Here is a 17,248-nt window from a genome sequence, read left to right as displayed (position 1 = left end):
AGCTTTATTGTAAATTAATAGTTTGATCACTTCTAATTTACTAATAATCAGCGATAAGCACAACCTTTTATACATATTTATTTTATCAATTTAATTCCGCCAACGGGTAGATATAAGTTATATTTACAGAAAAAGTTTGGAAATTTAATAGAATATAAAGAGGCAATTCCTACATCATAATTCATTTATCATGTATATATTTGCACCCGAATTATAAAATCGAACAACAATGCTATACTTTTATACAGACTATATGGAAGGGGCACACCCTGAAGTGATGCGCCGACTGATGGAGACCAATCTTGAACATACCACAGGATATGGCTCCGACCAATATACACAGAGAGCCAAACAGCTTATCAGAGAGGCTTGCGGACAACCTGAAGCCGCAGTTCATTTCCTCGTGGGAGGTACACAAACCAATGCAACAGTGATTGACGCACTGCTCATGCACCATGAAGGAGTATTGGCTGCAGAAAGCGCACATATCAACGTTCACGAATCGGGAGCGATAGAGGCTACAGGACATAAGGTGCTGACTCTTCCTCAATATGATGGCAAAATAAAGGCTGAGGATATAGAGAAATATATATCCGACTTCTACCGTGACGAGACTTACGAACACATGGTCGCACCGGGAATGGTATATATCTCTCATCCTACGGAATACGGAACACTATACACACTTGAAGAACTGGAAAGCATCAGCCGTGTATGCCGCAAAGCGGATATTCCACTGTTCATGGACGGGGCACGATTAGGCTACGGGCTGGCTGCAGAAGGCACTGACATCACTCTGAAAGATGTGGCAAGACTGTGTGACGTGTTCTACATTGGAGGAACAAAAGTAGGCGCCCTCTTCGGCGAGGCTGTTGTAGCCGCAAATCCGAAACGTCTGCCTCACTTCTTCCCTCTGATAAAACAACACGGTGCACTGCTGGCAAAAGGAAGACTGCAGGGAATCCAGTTCGAGACTCTGTTCACCGACGGGCTATACCTGAACATCGCAAAACACGCTGTCCGAATGGCAATGAAGCTGAAACAGGCTTTCAAGGACAAAGGATATAAAATCCATATCGACTCGCCTACAAACCAGCAGTTCGTATGTCTGCCCAATACAGAGATTGACAGACTTTCACCTCATGCCGGATTTGAGCTCTGGGGACCGCGCGGAGAGAAGGAAACAGTGGTAAGATTTGTCACCAGTTGGGCCACACGCGAGGAAGACGTGGACGCTTTTATAGAATTATTATAAGAAACACCGCTAAATCGTTGATTAAGCGACTGAAATTACGTAATTTTGTACCCTAAAACAAAATTACGTAATTTTTTTTCAAACATGAATCAAGAATTCGAGCTTATCGCCAAAACATTCCAGGGACTGGAAGAAGTATTGGCACAAGAACTCACTGAATTGGGAGCCGGCAACATCGAAATTGGTCGCCGCATGGTTTCTTTCACAGGCGACAAGGCAATGATGTACAAAGCAAACTTTTGCCTGCGTACTGCAATCCGCATTCTTAAACCAATCAAACATTTTACTGCCAACTCGGCCGACGAAGTTTACGATGCTGTAAAAAGCATTGAATGGGATGAATATCTTGACAATATGAGCAGCTTCAGTGTAGATGCTGTAGTATTCTCTGAAGAATTCCGTCATTCAAAATTCGTTGCATACAAGGTAAAAGATGCCATTGTGGACTATTTCCGCGAAAAGACAGGAAACCGTCCTTCGGTACGTATCAACAAGCCTGATCTGGGTATCAACATCCACATTGCAGAAAACCAGTGTACTTTGTCACTCGACAGCTCCGGCGAGTCTCTTCACCGCCGCGGTTACCGTCAGGAACAGGTAGAAGCTCCGCTTAACGAAGTTCTCGCTGCCGGAATGATATTGATGACAGGTTGGAGAGGCGAGTGCGACCTTATCGACCCTATGTGCGGTTCGGGTACTATTCCTATCGAGGCTGCACTGATAGCACGCAACATCGCTCCAGGTGTGTTCCGCAAAGAATTCGGATTCGAAAAATGGAAAGATTTCGACCGCGAACTTCTCGACTCTATCTATAACGACGACTCGCAGGAAAAAGAATTCAACCATAAGATATATGGTTACGACAACAATCCTAAGGCAAACGAAATTGCTACTCACAACGTCAAGGCTGCAGGTCTGAGCAAAGACATTGTGCTTAAGATTCAGCCGTTCCAACAGTTCGAACAGCCTGCAGAAAAGAGTATCATCATAACAAATCCTCCTTACGGTGAAAGAATTTCATCGGACGACCTGCTTGGTCTTTACAAAATGATAGGAGAGAGACTGAAACATGCCTTCACCGGCAACGATGCTTGGATATTGAGCTATCGTGACGAATGTTTCGACCAGATAGGACTTAAGCCAAGCGTGAAAATACGCCTGATGAACGGTGCTCTGGAATGTCAGTTCCGCCAGTATCAGTTGTTCGACGGTAAGTTCAAGGCGTTCAGAAGCGGTGAAGAAGGCAAGAACTTCAAGGCTAAGAGCGAAGAAAGAAGCGAAAGACCTAAGAAAAGAGGCGAGAAGATTGAATTCAACAAGGGCGACCGCAAAGAAAGAAGACCTTTCGGCAACGACAAAGGTGAAAGAAGAGACCGAAAAGACGGCGATGCAAAACCGGAATTCAGAGGAAGAAGAGCTGGCGACGGAAAAGAATTCACACGCGAAAGAAAGAGCGAATTCAAATACCGCGACGAAAACAAACCACGCACTCCACGTCCTTCGACAGACGACGGACGTCCTAAAGCAGCGCCTGCGCCAAGATATATGCACAGCAGACGCAAGCCTGAAGATTTGCTGTCAACAGAAGAAAACAACGTTGATTAATTCATATCCTTGCAGGGTAAAAACATTACCCTGCAAGGTTTCATATTTTTTAAACGATTCTATAACGTAACAGGAAAAACATGATTCTCAAGAACAAAATTATAACCCTATTGAGTATAATGGCACTTAATATCCCTACTACAGGAATCCTGGCACAGGAAAAGACTTCGTTCACACTACAGGATGTAATACCGGGAGGTGATAACTATTTCAACCTCATTCCGAAAAGGATGTCAGGTCTGAAATGGTGGGGCGATGTATGTATCCGAACAGGAGTGGAAGAAATAGTATCTATCGACAAAAAGAACGGCAAAGAAAAGACTATCATCACCCTGGATGAAATAAATACAGCATTACAGGCTGACGAAAAGACCAAAGGTATCAAGCAGCTACGTTCGCTCATGGGTGCTTCAATGCCTTGGGGAAAGGAAAAGGAAATACTTCTCTCACACGATGGTAACATAATAGTCTATGACTTCGAAGACAAGGTCGTAAAATCGGCTATCAAAATAAACAAGGGAGCTGCCAACATTGATTTCTGCAAGGAAAGCATGACTGTGGCATATACAGTGGGAGACAACTTGCATATAGCTTCCGAGAAGATTGCAGACAAGCAGGTTAATCCTGACATCAACATAGAAAAAGCTGCATGCGGTGGCAACGATATCCACGACATCGTTTACGGACAGGCTGTACACCGCAATGAATTCGGTATCTACAAGGGTACATTCTGGAGTCCTGAAGGAAAATACCTTGCTTTCTATCGCATGGACCAGAGTATGGTGACAGACTATCCGCAGGTAAACACAACCACACGAATAGCAACACTTGAACCTGACAAATATCCTATGGCAGGCATGACCAGCCACAAGGTTACCGTAGGTATCTACAATCCTGAGACCGGAAAAACAGTCTATCTAGATGCAGGTGACCCTACAGACAGATATTTCACAAACATTTCATGGGCTCCTGACGAGGAAAATATCTACGTGATAGAAGTTAACCGCGACCAGAACTATGCTCAACTCGTTAAGTACAATGCCGAAACAGGAGAGAAAATCGGTGTACTGTACGAAGAATCTCATCATAAATATGTTGAGCCTCAGCACACTCTGACATTCCTTCCATGGGATGAAACAAAATTCATCTACCAGAGTCAGAGAGACGGCTTCAATCATCTGTATCTGTTCGATACAAAGAAACCTAGACCTGTCACATTGGAACTGATAGAAGGTATGAACAAATACAAGGAGTATGTAGAAGTGAAACAGCTTACCAAGGGCAACTGGCTGGTACAGGACATTCTCGGTTTCAACGAAGCTAAGAAGGAAGTCATTATCGCATCTACCGAAGTGTCACCTTTACAGACTAACATCTACAGCCTCAACATAAAGAGCGGCAAACGCACTCTAATAGGCAAGGAGGACGGCCATCACAGAGCACAACTCTCTGCCGGAGGTACTTACATCATCGACAACATGACTTCGTTCAGCGTAGCAGGCGAAACAAGCATATTGCCTACCAACGGCAAGAAGGGGGTTACTATCTTCACTTCAAGCGACCCTATGCCTGAGAAGTTCAATATGCCTGAGATAACTCTTGGAACAATCAAGGCTGCAGACGGCAAGACTGACCTTTACTACAGACTTATCAAGCCTGTTGATTTCGACCCGAACAAGAAATATCCTGCTATAATCTATGTGTATGGCGGTCCTCACGCACAAATGATACACAACACACGTTTCTACGATGCACGCGGATGGGACTTGTATATGGCTCAAAAAGGATATGTAATGCTTACTGTTGACAACCGTGGCAGCGACAACCGCGGAAGGGAATTCGAAAACTGTACTTTCCGTCAGCTTGGTGTGGAGGAAATGAAAGACCAGGTGGAAGGAGCAAAGATGCTACAGTCACTTCCATACGTTGATGCAAATAGGATAGGAGTACACGGATGGAGCTTCGGAGGATTCATGACTACAAACCTTATGCTCACTTATCCTGAAATATTCAAGGTTGGTGTAGCCGGAGGTCCTGTTATCGACTGGAAATACTACGAGGTGATGTACGGCGAAAGATATATGGATACACCGGAAACAAATCCGGAAGGATATAAGAATTCTAATCTGAACCTGAAAGCTGGAAACCTGAAAGGACGACTGCTGATTATTATCGGCGGAGAAGACCCGACATGCGTTCCTCAGCACAGCTATACCTTCCTGCGTTCATGCATTGATGCAGGAACACACCCTGACTTCTTCGTTTATCCTGAATCAGGACATAACATGATTGGAACAGAAAGAGTTCATCTGCATGAACACATTTCGAGATACTTCGATGATTTTTTAAAATAAAAATTAGTTTGTTAGTTTTTGAGTTTGTCAGTTTGTTTACAAGACCAGAAACTCAAGAACTTAAAAACTCAAAAACTCAAAATAACTTAAAAACTCAAAATATGAAACTCTTACTACTTGGCTCAGGCGGCCGCGAACATGCTCTGGCATGGAAAATTGCACAAAGCTCAAAAGTTGAGAAATTGTACATCGCTCCGGGAAATGCCGGAACACGCGAAGTTGGTGAAAACGTAGCTATCAAGGCTGACGACTTTAATGCCATCAAACAGTTTGTCGTTGAAAACAAAATTGACATGGTGGTAGTGGGTCCGGAAGATCCATTGGTAAAGGGTGTATATGACTTTTTCCGCGACAACGAGGCATTGAAGTCAATCCCAGTTATCGGTCCTTCTAAAGCCGGTGCAGTGCTCGAAGGAAGCAAGGAATTCGCTAAAGGATTCATGCAGCGTCACAATATCCCTACAGCAGGATATAAGAGCATTACAGCCGAAAACCTTGAAGAAGGTCTGGTTTTCCTTGAAACTCTCGAAGCTCCATACGTGCTTAAGGCAGACGGACTGTGTGCCGGAAAAGGCGTATTGATTCTCCCTACACTGGAAGAAGCTAAGAAGGAACTTAAGGAAATGCTTGGCGGTATGTTCGGAAGTGCTTCTGCCACAGTTGTTATCGAAGAATTCCTTAGCGGTATAGAATGTTCTGTTTTCGTTCTTACAGACGGAAAGAACTACAAGATATTGCCTGAAGCAAAGGACTACAAACGTATCGGCGAAGGCGACAAAGGTCTTAACACAGGAGGTATGGGTTCTGTTTCACCTGTTCCATTTGCAAATGCAGAATGGATGAAGAAGGTGGAAGACCGTATCATACGTCCTACAGTAGAAGGTCTTGCAGAAGAAGGTATCGACTATAAGGGATTCATCTTCTTTGGACTTATCAACGTGAAGGGCGAACCAATGGTGATAGAATACAACGTACGTATGGGTGACCCTGAAACAGAAAGCGTGATGCTCCGTATCAAGAGCGACTTGGTTGACCTGCTCGAAGGTGTTGCAGAAGGCAACCTCGACCAGCGTGTTCTTGAGATAGACCCTCGCTCGGCTGTATGCGTTATGCTGGTATCAGGAGGATATCCTGAAGCATACGACAAAGGATTCCCTATGAGCGGTATCGAAGATGCAAAGGCTGGTGGAAGTATAGTATTCCATGCCGGAACAGCTGTTAAGGACGGACAGGTTGTAACAGCCGGAGGACGTGTCATCGCCGTAAGTTCTTACGGAAAAGACAAGGAAGAAGCCCTTGCGATGTCGTTCAAGAATGCCGGCAAGATACAGTTCGAAAAGAAATATTTCCGCTCAGATATAGGTTTCGATTTATAATATATCATGCGTAATAGCTTTCAACATCAGATAGCAACGGGAATAATGACACTTCCCGTTGCTATTATAATATCACTGGTAATATGGATAACAGCCTACAATAATCTGCTGGAGCTTGTACCATTCATTATCGGAGGCATAACAACATATCTTCTTATAGAACTAAACACGTTCTTCGCACTTATCAGAAGTCGTTCATCATTGCCCTCTGCCTTGTTCGTTATTCTGTATTCATCGTCACTGTTTCTGCATGAATATGGCAAAGGGGAATGCTGGATATTGTTATTGTTCTTAGGAAGTTTCTATTGCCTGTTAAGAGGACATGAACTTAAAAATACCCCTGGATATACCTTTCATGCCTTCCTTGGATTGGGAATAGCAAGCATGATAGTACCCGACTTGATATATTGTATCCCATTATTGTTCATAACAATGATACAGATGAGGATGCTCAACTTACGCACTTTCTTCGCAGGAATATTAGGCTACTGTATTCCGTTCTGGATACTTACCGGTTACGATTTATATAAAGGAAACGAAATACAGGTACTGACATGGTTCAACGGTATAACCCAATGGAGCCTGCAGGATTATCTCAATATTCCTCTTCCGCAATCAGTTACTGTGGTTTTCGTATTACTACTGTCTGCAATAAGCGGAATTAACAGTATGCTGCTATCACTAAATGACAAGGTGAGAACACGAATATTCATCAGAGTAATAAACATTACCGGAATATACATTACGTCGTTGCTTGTTATCAAACCTATGATGATAAACTCTTTGTTGCCAATCCTGATGGCACTGGCATCAATATTATTCGGATATACCATGATATTGAAATCAAATAAGTTTACGAACATTTTCATGATTATCACAGTAATATTTATTGCAGCACTGGCAGCATTTAACATGATAATTCATTTTTTACCGAATATTAATTTGATACAATGGATGCAATAATTCAGTTTCTTACAGATTGGGGATACATAGGGATGTTCATTTCAGCTTTCCTTGCCGGTACAGTTCTCCCATTCAGTTCGGAAGCCGTACTTCTGGCATGTATAGGATTAGGACTCGACCCTATAGTATCAACATTATCTACAACCGCAGGAAATGCACTTGGCGGACTGACATGCTACTGGATAGGGCATCTTGGAAAAATGGAATGGATTGAAAAATATCTCGGAGTGAGCAAAAAACAAATGGATAAAGCCGAAAGGTTTATCAAGGGAAAAGGCTCATGGATAGCGTTCTTATCATTCCTTCCTGTCTTAGGAGATGCAATATTGGTGGTTCTTGGACTTATGAGGGCAAACGTTATCATAGTCACTATATCAATGACATTGGGCAAGCTTATCAGATACAGCGTTCTGGTAGCTACCACACTAAAACTTATATCGCTTTAAACTTATGGAAATAGAAAAGACAGCGGACGGAAGCTATACATTGTTCGTTCCGGAACTGGACGAACATTACCACTCCGTGAAAGGAGCACTGACCGAATCGGAACACATATTTATCAATATGGGCCTGAAACACTCGTGCGCTGAAAATCCTCATATTCTCGAAATCGGATTCGGAACCGGTCTGAACGCTTTTCTTACATCTATCGAAGCAAAAAAGGGAAAAAGGAATATCTTTTACACCACAATAGAGAAATATCCTCTGGATATGGAAACTATAAAGCTTCTTGACTATCCGGATCTTATAGCCCCCGAAGAAAATGAGCTGTTTTACTCTATCCACAATGCCGGATGGAATTCTCCGCAAACTGTCTCCAAGCATTTCACTATAGAAAAGATTGAAGGAGACTTTACTGAATATCGTTTCAGAGAAGGCTATGACATTATCTACTTCGATGCCTTTGCGCCTGAAAAACAACCTGAAATGTGGAGTCAGAAGTTATTTGACAGTTTATTCAGCATTCTCAATGAAAATAGGATACTTACTACCTATTGTGCAAAAGGAGCTGTTAGACGAATGCTTAAGACTGCAGGATTTACTGTCGAACGACTTCCCGGACCTCCAGGAGGAAAAAGAGAAATCCTCAGAGGGACAAAGATAACAATCAATAAAACTGAAAACGAATAACAAAATAATTAACCATACTAATTTATACATTATGAGAACATTACTGACATTACTGATATTGCTTCTGACAGTTTCATGCAGTAATATAAAAGAAAACGAGAAGCCTACAATAACAGTTACATTAGAACCGCTAAGATATTTTACAGAGGCTATCGCCGGTGATAAATTCAATATAGTAAGCATGGTGCCGGAAGGTAACAGTCCAGAAACATACGATCCCACACCACAACAAATGGTAAGTCTTGGTAAAAGCGTAGCTTACCTGCGTATAGGTTACATAGGTTTTGAACTGGCTTGGATAGGGAAATTGCAGGAAAACCTTCCTACGCTTAAATTCTACGATACATCGACTGGTGTAAACCTGATTCATCAGCAATGCTCGCATTCACATTCAGGAGAAACGAACGAGCAACATTCGCAAGGAATAGAACCACATATATGGAACTCTACTGAAAACGCGAAAATAATTGCCGAGAACATATATAAGGCACTTAACGAACTGGATAGCAAAAACTCTGAATACTATCAGAACAGACTTGACAGCTTATTAGGCATTATTGATGAAACAGATAATGAAATCCGTTCAATTATTTCAAATTCAAACAAAACATTTCTTATATACCATCCTGCGCTGACATATTTTGCCAAAGATTACGGGCTCGAACAGATAAGCATCGAGGAAGGCGGAAAAGAGCCTTCACCGGCACACCTACAGTCGTTGATAAAGCTATGCAAAGAAAAAAACGCTGAAGTTATTTTCGTACAGCAGGAGTTCGACATGAGAAATGCAGAAACTATAGCAAATGAACTTAACCTAAAGGTTATTCTAATAAATCCACTGAACTATAACTGGAAGGAAGAAATGATAAAAACAGCCAAAGCTTTATGCTTGCAATAGAGAACAAAGCAGAAATGAACAACAACACTATAATAAAGATAGAAAATATGTCGGCAGGATACGAAAAGAAAACAGTCCTGCAAAACATAAATCTGGAAATAACAGAAAAGGATTTTCTTGGTATAATAGGTCCCAATGGAGGTGGTAAAACCACCCTTATTAAAACTATTCTCGGTCTGATAAGGCCAACAGAAGGGAAAATAAGTTTTTTCGACAATGGAATACCTGTAAGCAGTATTGATATTGGCTATCTCCCTCAATACAGTTCTATAGACAAAAAATTCCCCATTTCTGTTTACGAAGTTATATTGTCCGGACTTAACAAACAAAAGACATTATTCAGCAAGTTCACAAAAGAACATCATGAAAAGGTAAAGGAAACTATATCTATGATGGGACTTGAAGGACTGGCTAAAAAAGCTATAGGTCAGCTCAGTGGAGGACAATTGCAACGCACATTATTAGGAAGAGCAATAGTATCAGACCCTAAAGTAATAATTCTGGATGAACCGAATACATATATCGACAAGCGTTTCGAAGCAAAACTATATTCTCTTCTTGAAGAAATAAACAAACAACGCACACTTATATTGGTAAGTCATGACATAGGTTCCGTCCTGCAAAACGTAAAAAGCATTGCATGCGTAAACGGTACTCTTGACTATCATCCTCAAAGCGAAGTATCAGCCGAATGGATAGAAGAAAAGCTTCAATGCCCTATAGAACTGGTAGGACATGGAGAATTGCCGCACAGGGTACTGAAAAGCCATTCACATCATAATCATGAATAATCAATGTGTATCTAAACAATATATCATCAATCGAGATATAAAATTAGTATATCTGTAATATTAAGTATGTATTTTTAAATAATATACAGTAAAAAACTTACATAAAATTTTGAAGATTACATAAAAAGATAGTATCTTTGCCACGCATTTCGAAAGAAAGCAATTAAGTTTGGATTATGGTGTAATGGCAGCACAACAGGTTTTGGTTCTGTTTGTCCAGGTTCGAATCCTGGTAATCCAACACAAAAACAGCTGATAGGTATCAAACTTATCAGCTGTTTTTGTTATATTCAATACGAAACGTATGGGCATAAAAAAAGGAGTACCGCTGTACTCCAACCTTTGTTAACCTTAAAATCTAATACTATGAAAAACACAGTACAAAGGTACGGACTTTCCGGTAATCTGCAAGTATTTCGGCCAAAAATCTATGCTTTATAACATAGTTTAATAAATAAAGAAAAAGCTCCATGTTTGTTAACAACATGGAGCTTTTATGTTAATTGTTAAAAGCTTTATTTTCTATTGAGTTCTTCAATTTCTTTTGTAGCTACAGCCAAGGCTTCATTTATGTTGCTACAGATATTTTCTTTACCAAGGAGTTCATAGAATCCTGATTTCTCAAGTGTCTTATGTACATGCTCGTTTACACCCGACAGGATGATATGTATATTCTCCTTCTGCGACATGTGGCAAAGTGTAGTAAGGTTATGAATACCTGTAGAATCAATAAACGGAACCTTACGCATACGTATGATACGAATCTTAGGCCTGTCACCCAACTGTGCCATCAAATCCTCAAATTTAGTTGCTATACCGAAGAAATAAGGACCGTTAATCTCGTACACCTCCACACCATCAGGAATAATAAGATGCTCTTCGTGTACTTCCATATCCGATTCCATATTAGGGTCAAGTTCATTCTTGATGACAGAAATCTGAGTTGTTTCCATAACACGCTTCATGAACAGAACACAAGCGATAAGCAAACCTACTTCAATGGCTACAGTCAAATCGAATATTACAGTAAGGAAGAATGTGATAAGAAGAACCGTTACATCCGATTTCGGATTCTTAAGCAAACCGACAAACACTCTCCAGCCACTCATGTTATATGACACTATAACCAATACTCCGGCAAGACATGCCATAGGAATATACTGAGCAAGCGGCATAAGGAAAAGAAGTATAAGAAGAAGTATCACAGCATGCACAATACCTGAAACAGGAGATTTACCACCATTATTGATATTAGTCATCGTACGCGCAATGGCACCTGTAGCAGGAATACCACCAAAGATAGGAGATACCACATTGGCAACACCCTGAGCAATAAGCTCTGTATTAGAATCATGCTTATCGCCAATCACACCATCAGCAACAGCTGCAGAAAGCAAAGATTCTATAGCTCCCAAAACTGCTATAGTTATGGCTACAGGGAAAAGATTCTGTATGGCTTCCCAATTAATCTCAGGAACAGCAGCCGAAAGAAGCTCTGCCTTTATGCTGAAACGGTCGCCTATAGTATCTATACAAGTAATGCCAGCATATTGCTTGAGGAAATACACTCCTACAGTAACAAGTATAATGGCAACGAGTGAACCAGGCACCTTCTTTGAGAACTTAGGAGTTATGGCAATTATAAACACACTGACCACACTTACTATGGCATTCCACCAATTCACTGTATCAAAATGTTTGAAATAAAGCATCCATTTTCCGATGAAATCGCCAGGAACTTTCTCTCCTCTGAAATCAAGTCCGAAAATATCTGCTATCTGTGTAGTAAAGATAGTCACGGCAATACCGCTGGTAAAACCTATAATAATAGGATAGGGGATAAACTTTATGACAGTTCCCAACTTGAATACACCTAATAATATAAGCAGGACTCCCGCCATCATAGTGGCAACCATAAGTCCACTCAATCCATATTGCTGGATAATTCCGTAGATGATAACGATAAAAGCACCTGTAGGACCACCTATCTGCACCTTACTTCCACCAAGGAACGAAATGATAAATCCAGCCACAATAGCCGTAATGATACCTTTCTCAGGAGTTACACCTGAAGCAATACCAAACGCGATAGCCAACGGCAAGGCTACAATACCTACTATTATACCCGCCATCAAATCAGTCATGAAATCTGATTTACTGTAATTCTTGAGTGTAGAAAACAGTTTAGGATGAAACTCAACCCCTTTCATAAAACAATCTTATTTCTATTTATAAATATTTTTTTGCAAAATTACGTATTTTCTGCCATATAACATACTTTTACAGCTATATAAATTATGATTTGACTGTAAAAACTTAAAAGATTATAAATTAAAAATTGTAATGATTACAAATTTGAATAAATATATTATATTTGCAATGTGAAAATGAAACAAGAAGTCAAACCCAACAAATAACTACAATTATGAAAAAAAGCATCAAAGGAACAAGAACAGAAAAGAATTTGGCAATATCATTTGCAGGCGAGTCACAGGCAAGAATGCGTTATACTTACTTTGCAAGTGTAGCAAAGAAAGAAGGCTACGAACAGATTTCTGCAATCTTCACAGAAACAGCAGACCAGGAAAAGGAACACGCAAAACGTATGTTCAAATGGTTGGAAGGCGGAATGGTGGAAATCACAGCAAGCTATCCTGCAGGAGTAATCGGTACTACACTCGAAAACCTTAAGGCTGCCGCTGCCGGCGAAAACGAAGAATGGTCATTGGATTACCCACGTTTTGCTGACATCGCTGATGAAGAAGGTTTCCCTGCAATCGCAAAAATGTATCGCGAAATTGCTGTAGCTGAAAAGGGACACGAAGAAAGATACAGAGCTTTCGTTAAGAACATCGAAGAAGGCAAAGTATTCAAGAAAGATGTTGAAACTGTATGGCAGTGCCGCAACTGCGGTTATGTACACGTAGGAACTGAGGCTCCTGAAACTTGCCCTGCATGTCTTCACCCACAGGCTTATTTCGAAGTTAAGAAAAACAACTATTGATAACAGTTCTTTATAACATATAGATACACAGGTTGCCTTGGTTAAATGTACCTACATTTACCACAGCAACCTGTTTTCTTTTTATAATACAGTGTAAAATACCTACTTTTAGGTATTGCAGATAATGATAGGTATTTACACCTTTGCAGATAAATATAAAACAATTAAACAATTTAAGATTATGAGAATAGAATCAATCAAAGGACGCGAAATTTTGGATTCACGCGGTAATCCGACAGTAGAGGTAGAAGTTCGTCTGGAATCAGGAATAACAGGTAGAGCGTCAGTTCCTTCAGGAGCATCGACAGGTGAAAACGAGGCTCTCGAACTGCGCGACAACGACAAAAGCAGATACGGAGGTAAAGGTGTTCTGAAAGCTGTATATAACGTAAACAACGTCATTGCACCCGCACTTGTAGGTTGGTCTGTCCTGCAACAGAGAGCTATAGACAACAAGATGCTTGAACTGGACGGCACAAAGACCAAATCAAAACTCGGAGCAAACGCAATTCTCGGTGTATCGCTTGCAGTGGCAAAAGCTGCCGCAAACTATCTTGATGTTCCTCTCTACAGATACATTGGCGGTGTGAACACATACACATTGCCAGTACCTATGATGAATATCATAAACGGAGGTTCGCACAGTGATGCCCCTATAGCTTTCCAGGAATTCATGATTCGCCCTGTAGGTGCAGAGTCATTCCGCGAAGGACTTAGAATGGGGGCAGAAGTCTTCCATGCCCTTAAAAAGGTACTCCACGACAGAGGCCTGAGCACTGCAGTAGGCGACGAGGGTGGATTCGCACCTTCACTTAACGGTACAGAAGACGCTCTTGAATCAATAATCTCTGCCATCAAGGCTGCAGGCTACGAGCCGGGAAAAGACATCATGATAGGTATGGACTGCGCTTCGTCTGAGTTCTACAAGAACGGAATATACGATTATACAATCTTTGAAGGAGAAAAGGGCAAGAAACGTACTTCCGACGAACAGATTGACTATCTGGAAGAATTGATAAACAAATATCCTATCGACTCAATAGAGGACGGTATGAGCGAAAATGACTGGGACGGATGGAAGAAACTTACAGAAAGAATCGGCAACCGCTGCCAGCTGGTAGGCGATGACCTGTTCGTTACCAATGTGGAATTCCTCTCAAAAGGTATTGAAATGGGATGCGGAAACTCAATCCTGATAAAAGTAAACCAGATCGGTTCGCTGAGCGAAACACTCGATGCAATAGAAATGGCACACAGACACGGATATACCTCTGTGACATCACATCGCTCAGGTGAGACCGAAGATGCTACAATTGCCGATATAGCAGTAGCAACTAACAGCGGACAGATCAAGACAGGTTCTTTGAGCCGCTCAGACAGAATGGCAAAATACAACCAGCTTCTCCGTATCGAAGAAGAACTTGGAGACCTGGCAAAATACGGATATAAGAGAATAAAATAACTTGCCCATAATTCAACGATTATCACCTCAAAACAGCCGGATTTCGGTAAAAAATGAGGTGATAATCACTTTTTTTGAAAAAAAATCGGTCAAAGTATTGCAAGTACGGAAAATTGTTGTACCTTTGCACCGCAATTGAGACATAAAACAACTCAAAAGCCGAGAATAATTGGTGCGTTAGTTCAGTTGGTTAGAATACATGCCTGTCACGCATGGGGTCACGGGTTCGAGTCCCGTACGCACCGCCAACAAAAAATAAACAGTTAGAAATAACTGGTGCGTTAGTTCAGTTGGTTAGAATACATGCCTGTCACGCATGGGGTCACGGGTTCGAGTCCCGTACGCACCGCAATAAACATTGAAAATCAATGTTTTACAGAACAAACACCCGACTTTACACCCAAGAATGTAAAGTCGGGTGTTTTTTTGTATTATTTAATTTATCATCTTTGTGGTAGAGGATAAAAATAAAGCAAACGAAAAGAACAACCAAGTTTTCTTCATTTGCTTTATATGATATGCAGGCTTATCTGCTTAATATATCATTATCAATTCAGGATGTATTCAGGAATGGATGCTGTTGCAAATGCTCCTATTATTTCATAGTCTGTTTCGGGAACGGTCAGTATCATGGTGTAGTCTCTTGGGGGAACGCTTTTTGTCGTGGCATTGCTGATAAGTTCCACCCAATCCACATCCAAATAGCTTTTGATAATTTCCAGTACTGCTTGAGAATCACTAAACGATAGGGCGAAGTCGTGGATTTCCATTGGAGCATTTTGTGCAAAGTTTCCGGATGGATCGGCTGAATAACTCAGACGCAAATAAGAAACTGTTTCCTCTCCATTCTGCTTGACAAAGAACTCATAAGTGCCTTCGGCAAGTGGTGTATTATTCAATTGGTGCTGCATATTGTCCATTGTAAAAAAATAGCAATCCCGCGCTTTATTGTTAACCAGATAGAGCATAAGGTTTGAAGTCAGCGTGGGATGATTGCTTTCAGCAATGCCGTATGCAATGTAGCAGTCTGTGACTTTCACTTCGACTGTTTCCTTGTCGCCTGTCACATTGTCCGTCAGAGTAAGCGTAGTAGTTCCTTTCTGTTTGCCTTGCAAGGCAACATAGGTACTTCCTCCTTCATTCTGAACCTTGTTGGCTTCTACTATCGTTTCGTCCGCTACGGACAGGCTGATGTCGCCGCTTCCATTGGTAATGGGAATCTCAGTGATGCCGCGCCACAATCTTACTTCATAATAGGTCTTTTCAAGGCTGAACGGGGACATTGGTTCATTTTCATTATTGTCATCGTTACATGCAGAGATAAATAGACTGATGATAATAAAAAAGGGAGCGATAAGTTTATTCATCATGACTATGTGTTATTGTTTTTTTATGGTAAATTCCACCTTTTGAAGTCCCTTTTTATAAACATTGGCAAGGATGAGTGCGTAACGAACTTCTTCGCCGGACTGCATGGATTGTGTAATGTGGGTAAACTCATCTTCGGGTACAACATCTTTGAACATCGGACCGTGTGATTCGTTGCGTACCAAACGAATTTCATCTGTAAACGGAGACAGAACAAACGAATAAATAGCCATGTAAGGCACGGACTCAAATTTCACCCAATTCGGGTCTTCTTTGTCAAGGACATCTTCCAGCCATATACGCGCTGAACTGTAGGATGGCAGCATTGAATCATACCCATCGTCATAGACTATTTTACCATTCTCATCAACAATATACCCTTTGCTGATGGCATATTTCTCAAAAGGACACAAATCTTGATATTCAATATCTTCTTCGGATGTTATCTCCTCATCGACCGGAATTTCCGGTTCTGTCACAAGTCTGTCTTGGAGAATACGGATAAGCGAATACGTACGGTCGGAACCATCCGCAGGTGGATTGGCGAGAATTGTCCGCTTTACCGATAGATAGTATTCGTGTCCTTTTATGTAAGTAAAGCCCTCAATGCTGTTGAATCCGAGAGGTTGCCATTCTTCGGAATCACCTTCCGTCTTGACGAGCATGCACTCTATGGGATTCTCCTTTTTGTCGTCGCCCCATGCATACATTACGCCTGTTTCTGCTGAAACCAGCATTCTAATCTCTTTGACTGAATCTTGGGGCTCATCATCACTGCAAGCTGATAACAGAAAAACTGTGATGAACAGAAATGAAGTGATAAGTTTATTCATATTCTGACTGTTATGTTCTTGATTGACCCTGTCAAGATGTTAAGTTAATAATAGCAGAAAACGTGAGCCAACTATGCTACGTCTTAACTTGAAGGTCGTAGGAAACCATAGATGCAGATGTAACAATAGCAGCCCACGCTATAGCGTGAGAACCACTATGCTATCCTTGCATCTAATTTGAAAATTTCCTACGTTTTCAAGTACAAGA

The 17,248-nt window shown here is 41.2% G+C and carries 14 protein-coding genes and 3 tRNA genes; 14 read left to right on the top strand and 3 right to left on the bottom strand.

Annotation, left to right across the window (positions count from 1 at the left end; genetic code table 11):
- The first annotated feature begins 229 nt into the window (after positions 1 to 229).
- The 10 genes from H6A27_RS10345 to H6A27_RS10300 all read left to right on the top strand — a co-directional run bounded on the left by H6A27_RS10345 (position 230) and on the right by H6A27_RS10300 (position 10,614).
- On the top strand, positions 230 to 1,255 hold the full coding sequence (locus H6A27_RS10345; RefSeq protein ID WP_204508618.1) for a threonine aldolase family protein: 1,026 nt from the start codon (positions 230 to 232) through the stop codon (positions 1,253 to 1,255).
- Positions 1,256 to 1,339: 84 nt separating this feature from the next.
- Positions 1,340 to 2,860: a THUMP domain-containing class I SAM-dependent RNA methyltransferase gene (locus H6A27_RS10340; RefSeq protein WP_204508617.1), complete on the top strand. Its 1,521-nt coding sequence runs from the start codon at positions 1,340 to 1,342 to the stop codon at positions 2,858 to 2,860.
- Between the two features lie 119 nt (positions 2,861 to 2,979).
- The gene (locus H6A27_RS10335) at positions 2,980 to 5,214 is read left to right on the top strand and encodes a S9 family peptidase (protein ID WP_420867852.1); all 2,235 of its coding nucleotides are present in this window, start codon (positions 2,980 to 2,982) and stop codon (positions 5,212 to 5,214) included.
- Between the two features lie 101 nt (positions 5,215 to 5,315).
- Entirely contained in the window at positions 5,316 to 6,590 is a 1,275-nt protein-coding gene (gene purD, locus H6A27_RS10330) for a phosphoribosylamine--glycine ligase (RefSeq protein ID WP_204403099.1), read from the top strand.
- A 45-nt stretch (positions 6,591 to 6,635) separates the two neighbouring features.
- Complete coding sequence (locus H6A27_RS10325) at positions 6,636 to 7,553, top strand: hypothetical protein (protein WP_204508615.1); 918 nt, start codon at positions 6,636 to 6,638, stop codon at positions 7,551 to 7,553.
- Positions 7,541 to 7,999 (top strand): YqaA family protein, encoded by a 459-nt coding sequence (locus H6A27_RS10320; RefSeq protein ID WP_204508614.1) that lies wholly within the window; start codon positions 7,541 to 7,543, stop codon positions 7,997 to 7,999. The genes H6A27_RS10325 and H6A27_RS10320 overlap by 13 nt, the downstream gene beginning before the upstream one ends.
- Positions 8,000 to 8,003: 4 nt before the next feature.
- Positions 8,004 to 8,684 (top strand): tRNA (5-methylaminomethyl-2-thiouridine)(34)-methyltransferase MnmC2, encoded by a 681-nt coding sequence (gene mnmC2 / locus H6A27_RS10315; protein WP_204508613.1) that lies wholly within the window; start codon positions 8,004 to 8,006, stop codon positions 8,682 to 8,684.
- A gap of 31 nt (positions 8,685 to 8,715) precedes the next feature.
- The gene (locus H6A27_RS10310) at positions 8,716 to 9,582 is read left to right on the top strand and encodes a metal ABC transporter solute-binding protein, Zn/Mn family (protein ID WP_204508612.1); all 867 of its coding nucleotides are present in this window, start codon (positions 8,716 to 8,718) and stop codon (positions 9,580 to 9,582) included.
- Positions 9,583 to 9,596: 14 nt separating this feature from the next.
- Positions 9,597 to 10,373, top strand: a complete 777-nt coding sequence (locus H6A27_RS10305) for a metal ABC transporter ATP-binding protein (RefSeq protein WP_204403213.1) — start codon at positions 9,597 to 9,599, stop codon at positions 10,371 to 10,373.
- A gap of 170 nt (positions 10,374 to 10,543) precedes the next feature.
- Positions 10,544 to 10,614: transfer RNA gene (locus H6A27_RS10300), tRNA-Gln, on the top strand.
- 274 nt (positions 10,615 to 10,888) lie between these two features.
- Here H6A27_RS10300 and H6A27_RS10295 read toward each other — a convergent pair.
- Positions 10,889 to 12,583 (bottom strand): SulP family inorganic anion transporter, encoded by a 1,695-nt coding sequence (locus H6A27_RS10295; RefSeq protein ID WP_204508611.1) that lies wholly within the window; start codon positions 12,581 to 12,583, stop codon positions 10,889 to 10,891.
- A 215-nt stretch (positions 12,584 to 12,798) separates the two neighbouring features.
- Between H6A27_RS10295 and rbr the strand changes: the two genes are divergently transcribed.
- The 4 genes from rbr to H6A27_RS10275 all read left to right on the top strand — a co-directional run bounded on the left by rbr (position 12,799) and on the right by H6A27_RS10275 (position 15,188).
- Positions 12,799 to 13,377: a rubrerythrin gene (rbr, locus tag H6A27_RS10290; RefSeq protein ID WP_204508610.1), complete on the top strand. Its 579-nt coding sequence runs from the start codon at positions 12,799 to 12,801 to the stop codon at positions 13,375 to 13,377.
- Between the two features lie 181 nt (positions 13,378 to 13,558).
- Positions 13,559 to 14,839, top strand: coding sequence for a phosphopyruvate hydratase (gene eno, locus H6A27_RS10285; protein WP_204508609.1), 1,281 nt, complete (start codon positions 13,559 to 13,561; stop codon positions 14,837 to 14,839).
- A 171-nt stretch (positions 14,840 to 15,010) separates the two neighbouring features.
- Positions 15,011 to 15,087 (top strand) — tRNA-Asp (locus tag H6A27_RS10280).
- A 27-nt stretch (positions 15,088 to 15,114) separates the two neighbouring features.
- Positions 15,115 to 15,188 (top strand) — tRNA-Asp (locus H6A27_RS10275).
- Between the two features lie 199 nt (positions 15,189 to 15,387).
- On the opposite strand, the gene H6A27_RS10270 is transcribed toward H6A27_RS10275, so the two are convergent.
- Positions 15,388 to 16,209, bottom strand: coding sequence for a hypothetical protein (locus H6A27_RS10270; protein WP_018452794.1), 822 nt, complete (start codon positions 16,207 to 16,209; stop codon positions 15,388 to 15,390).
- A 9-nt stretch (positions 16,210 to 16,218) separates the two neighbouring features.
- A complete protein-coding gene (locus tag H6A27_RS10265; RefSeq protein ID WP_071150056.1) occupies positions 16,219 to 17,040 on the bottom strand; it encodes a DUF4377 domain-containing protein in 822 nt (273 codons plus the stop codon).
- Positions 17,041 to 17,248 lie beyond the last annotated feature (208 nt).

The sequence above is a fragment of the Bacteroides caecigallinarum genome (assembly GCF_016902295.1).
Taxonomy (GTDB): Bacteria; Bacteroidota; Bacteroidia; order Bacteroidales; family Bacteroidaceae; genus Phocaeicola; species Phocaeicola caecigallinarum_A.
Note: the sequence above shows the minus strand (reverse complement) of the source record. Positions and strands in the feature narration are given on the sequence as shown.

Coding starts and splice junctions, on each gene's coding strand:
- purD (WP_204403099.1), top strand. CDS start 5,316: ATGAAACTCTTACTACTTGGCTCAGGCGGCCGCGAACATGCTCTGGCA.
- H6A27_RS10270 (WP_018452794.1), bottom strand. CDS start 16,209: ATGATGAATAAACTTATCGCTCCCTTTTTTATTATCATCAGTCTATTT.
- H6A27_RS10310 (WP_204508612.1), top strand. CDS start 8,716: ATGAGAACATTACTGACATTACTGATATTGCTTCTGACAGTTTCATGC.
- H6A27_RS10320 (WP_204508614.1), top strand. CDS start 7,541: ATGGATGCAATAATTCAGTTTCTTACAGATTGGGGATACATAGGGATG.
- H6A27_RS10305 (WP_204403213.1), top strand. CDS start 9,597: ATGAACAACAACACTATAATAAAGATAGAAAATATGTCGGCAGGATAC.
- H6A27_RS10340 (WP_204508617.1), top strand. CDS start 1,340: ATGAATCAAGAATTCGAGCTTATCGCCAAAACATTCCAGGGACTGGAA.
- mnmC2 (WP_204508613.1), top strand. CDS start 8,004: ATGGAAATAGAAAAGACAGCGGACGGAAGCTATACATTGTTCGTTCCG.
- rbr (WP_204508610.1), top strand. CDS start 12,799: ATGAAAAAAAGCATCAAAGGAACAAGAACAGAAAAGAATTTGGCAATA.
- eno (WP_204508609.1), top strand. CDS start 13,559: ATGAGAATAGAATCAATCAAAGGACGCGAAATTTTGGATTCACGCGGT.
- H6A27_RS10325 (WP_204508615.1), top strand. CDS start 6,636: ATGACACTTCCCGTTGCTATTATAATATCACTGGTAATATGGATAACA.
- H6A27_RS10345 (WP_204508618.1), top strand. CDS start 230: ATGCTATACTTTTATACAGACTATATGGAAGGGGCACACCCTGAAGTG.
- H6A27_RS10265 (WP_071150056.1), bottom strand. CDS start 17,040: ATGAATAAACTTATCACTTCATTTCTGTTCATCACAGTTTTTCTGTTA.
- H6A27_RS10335 (WP_420867852.1), top strand. CDS start 2,980: ATGGCACTTAATATCCCTACTACAGGAATCCTGGCACAGGAAAAGACT.
- H6A27_RS10295 (WP_204508611.1), bottom strand. CDS start 12,583: ATGAAAGGGGTTGAGTTTCATCCTAAACTGTTTTCTACACTCAAGAAT.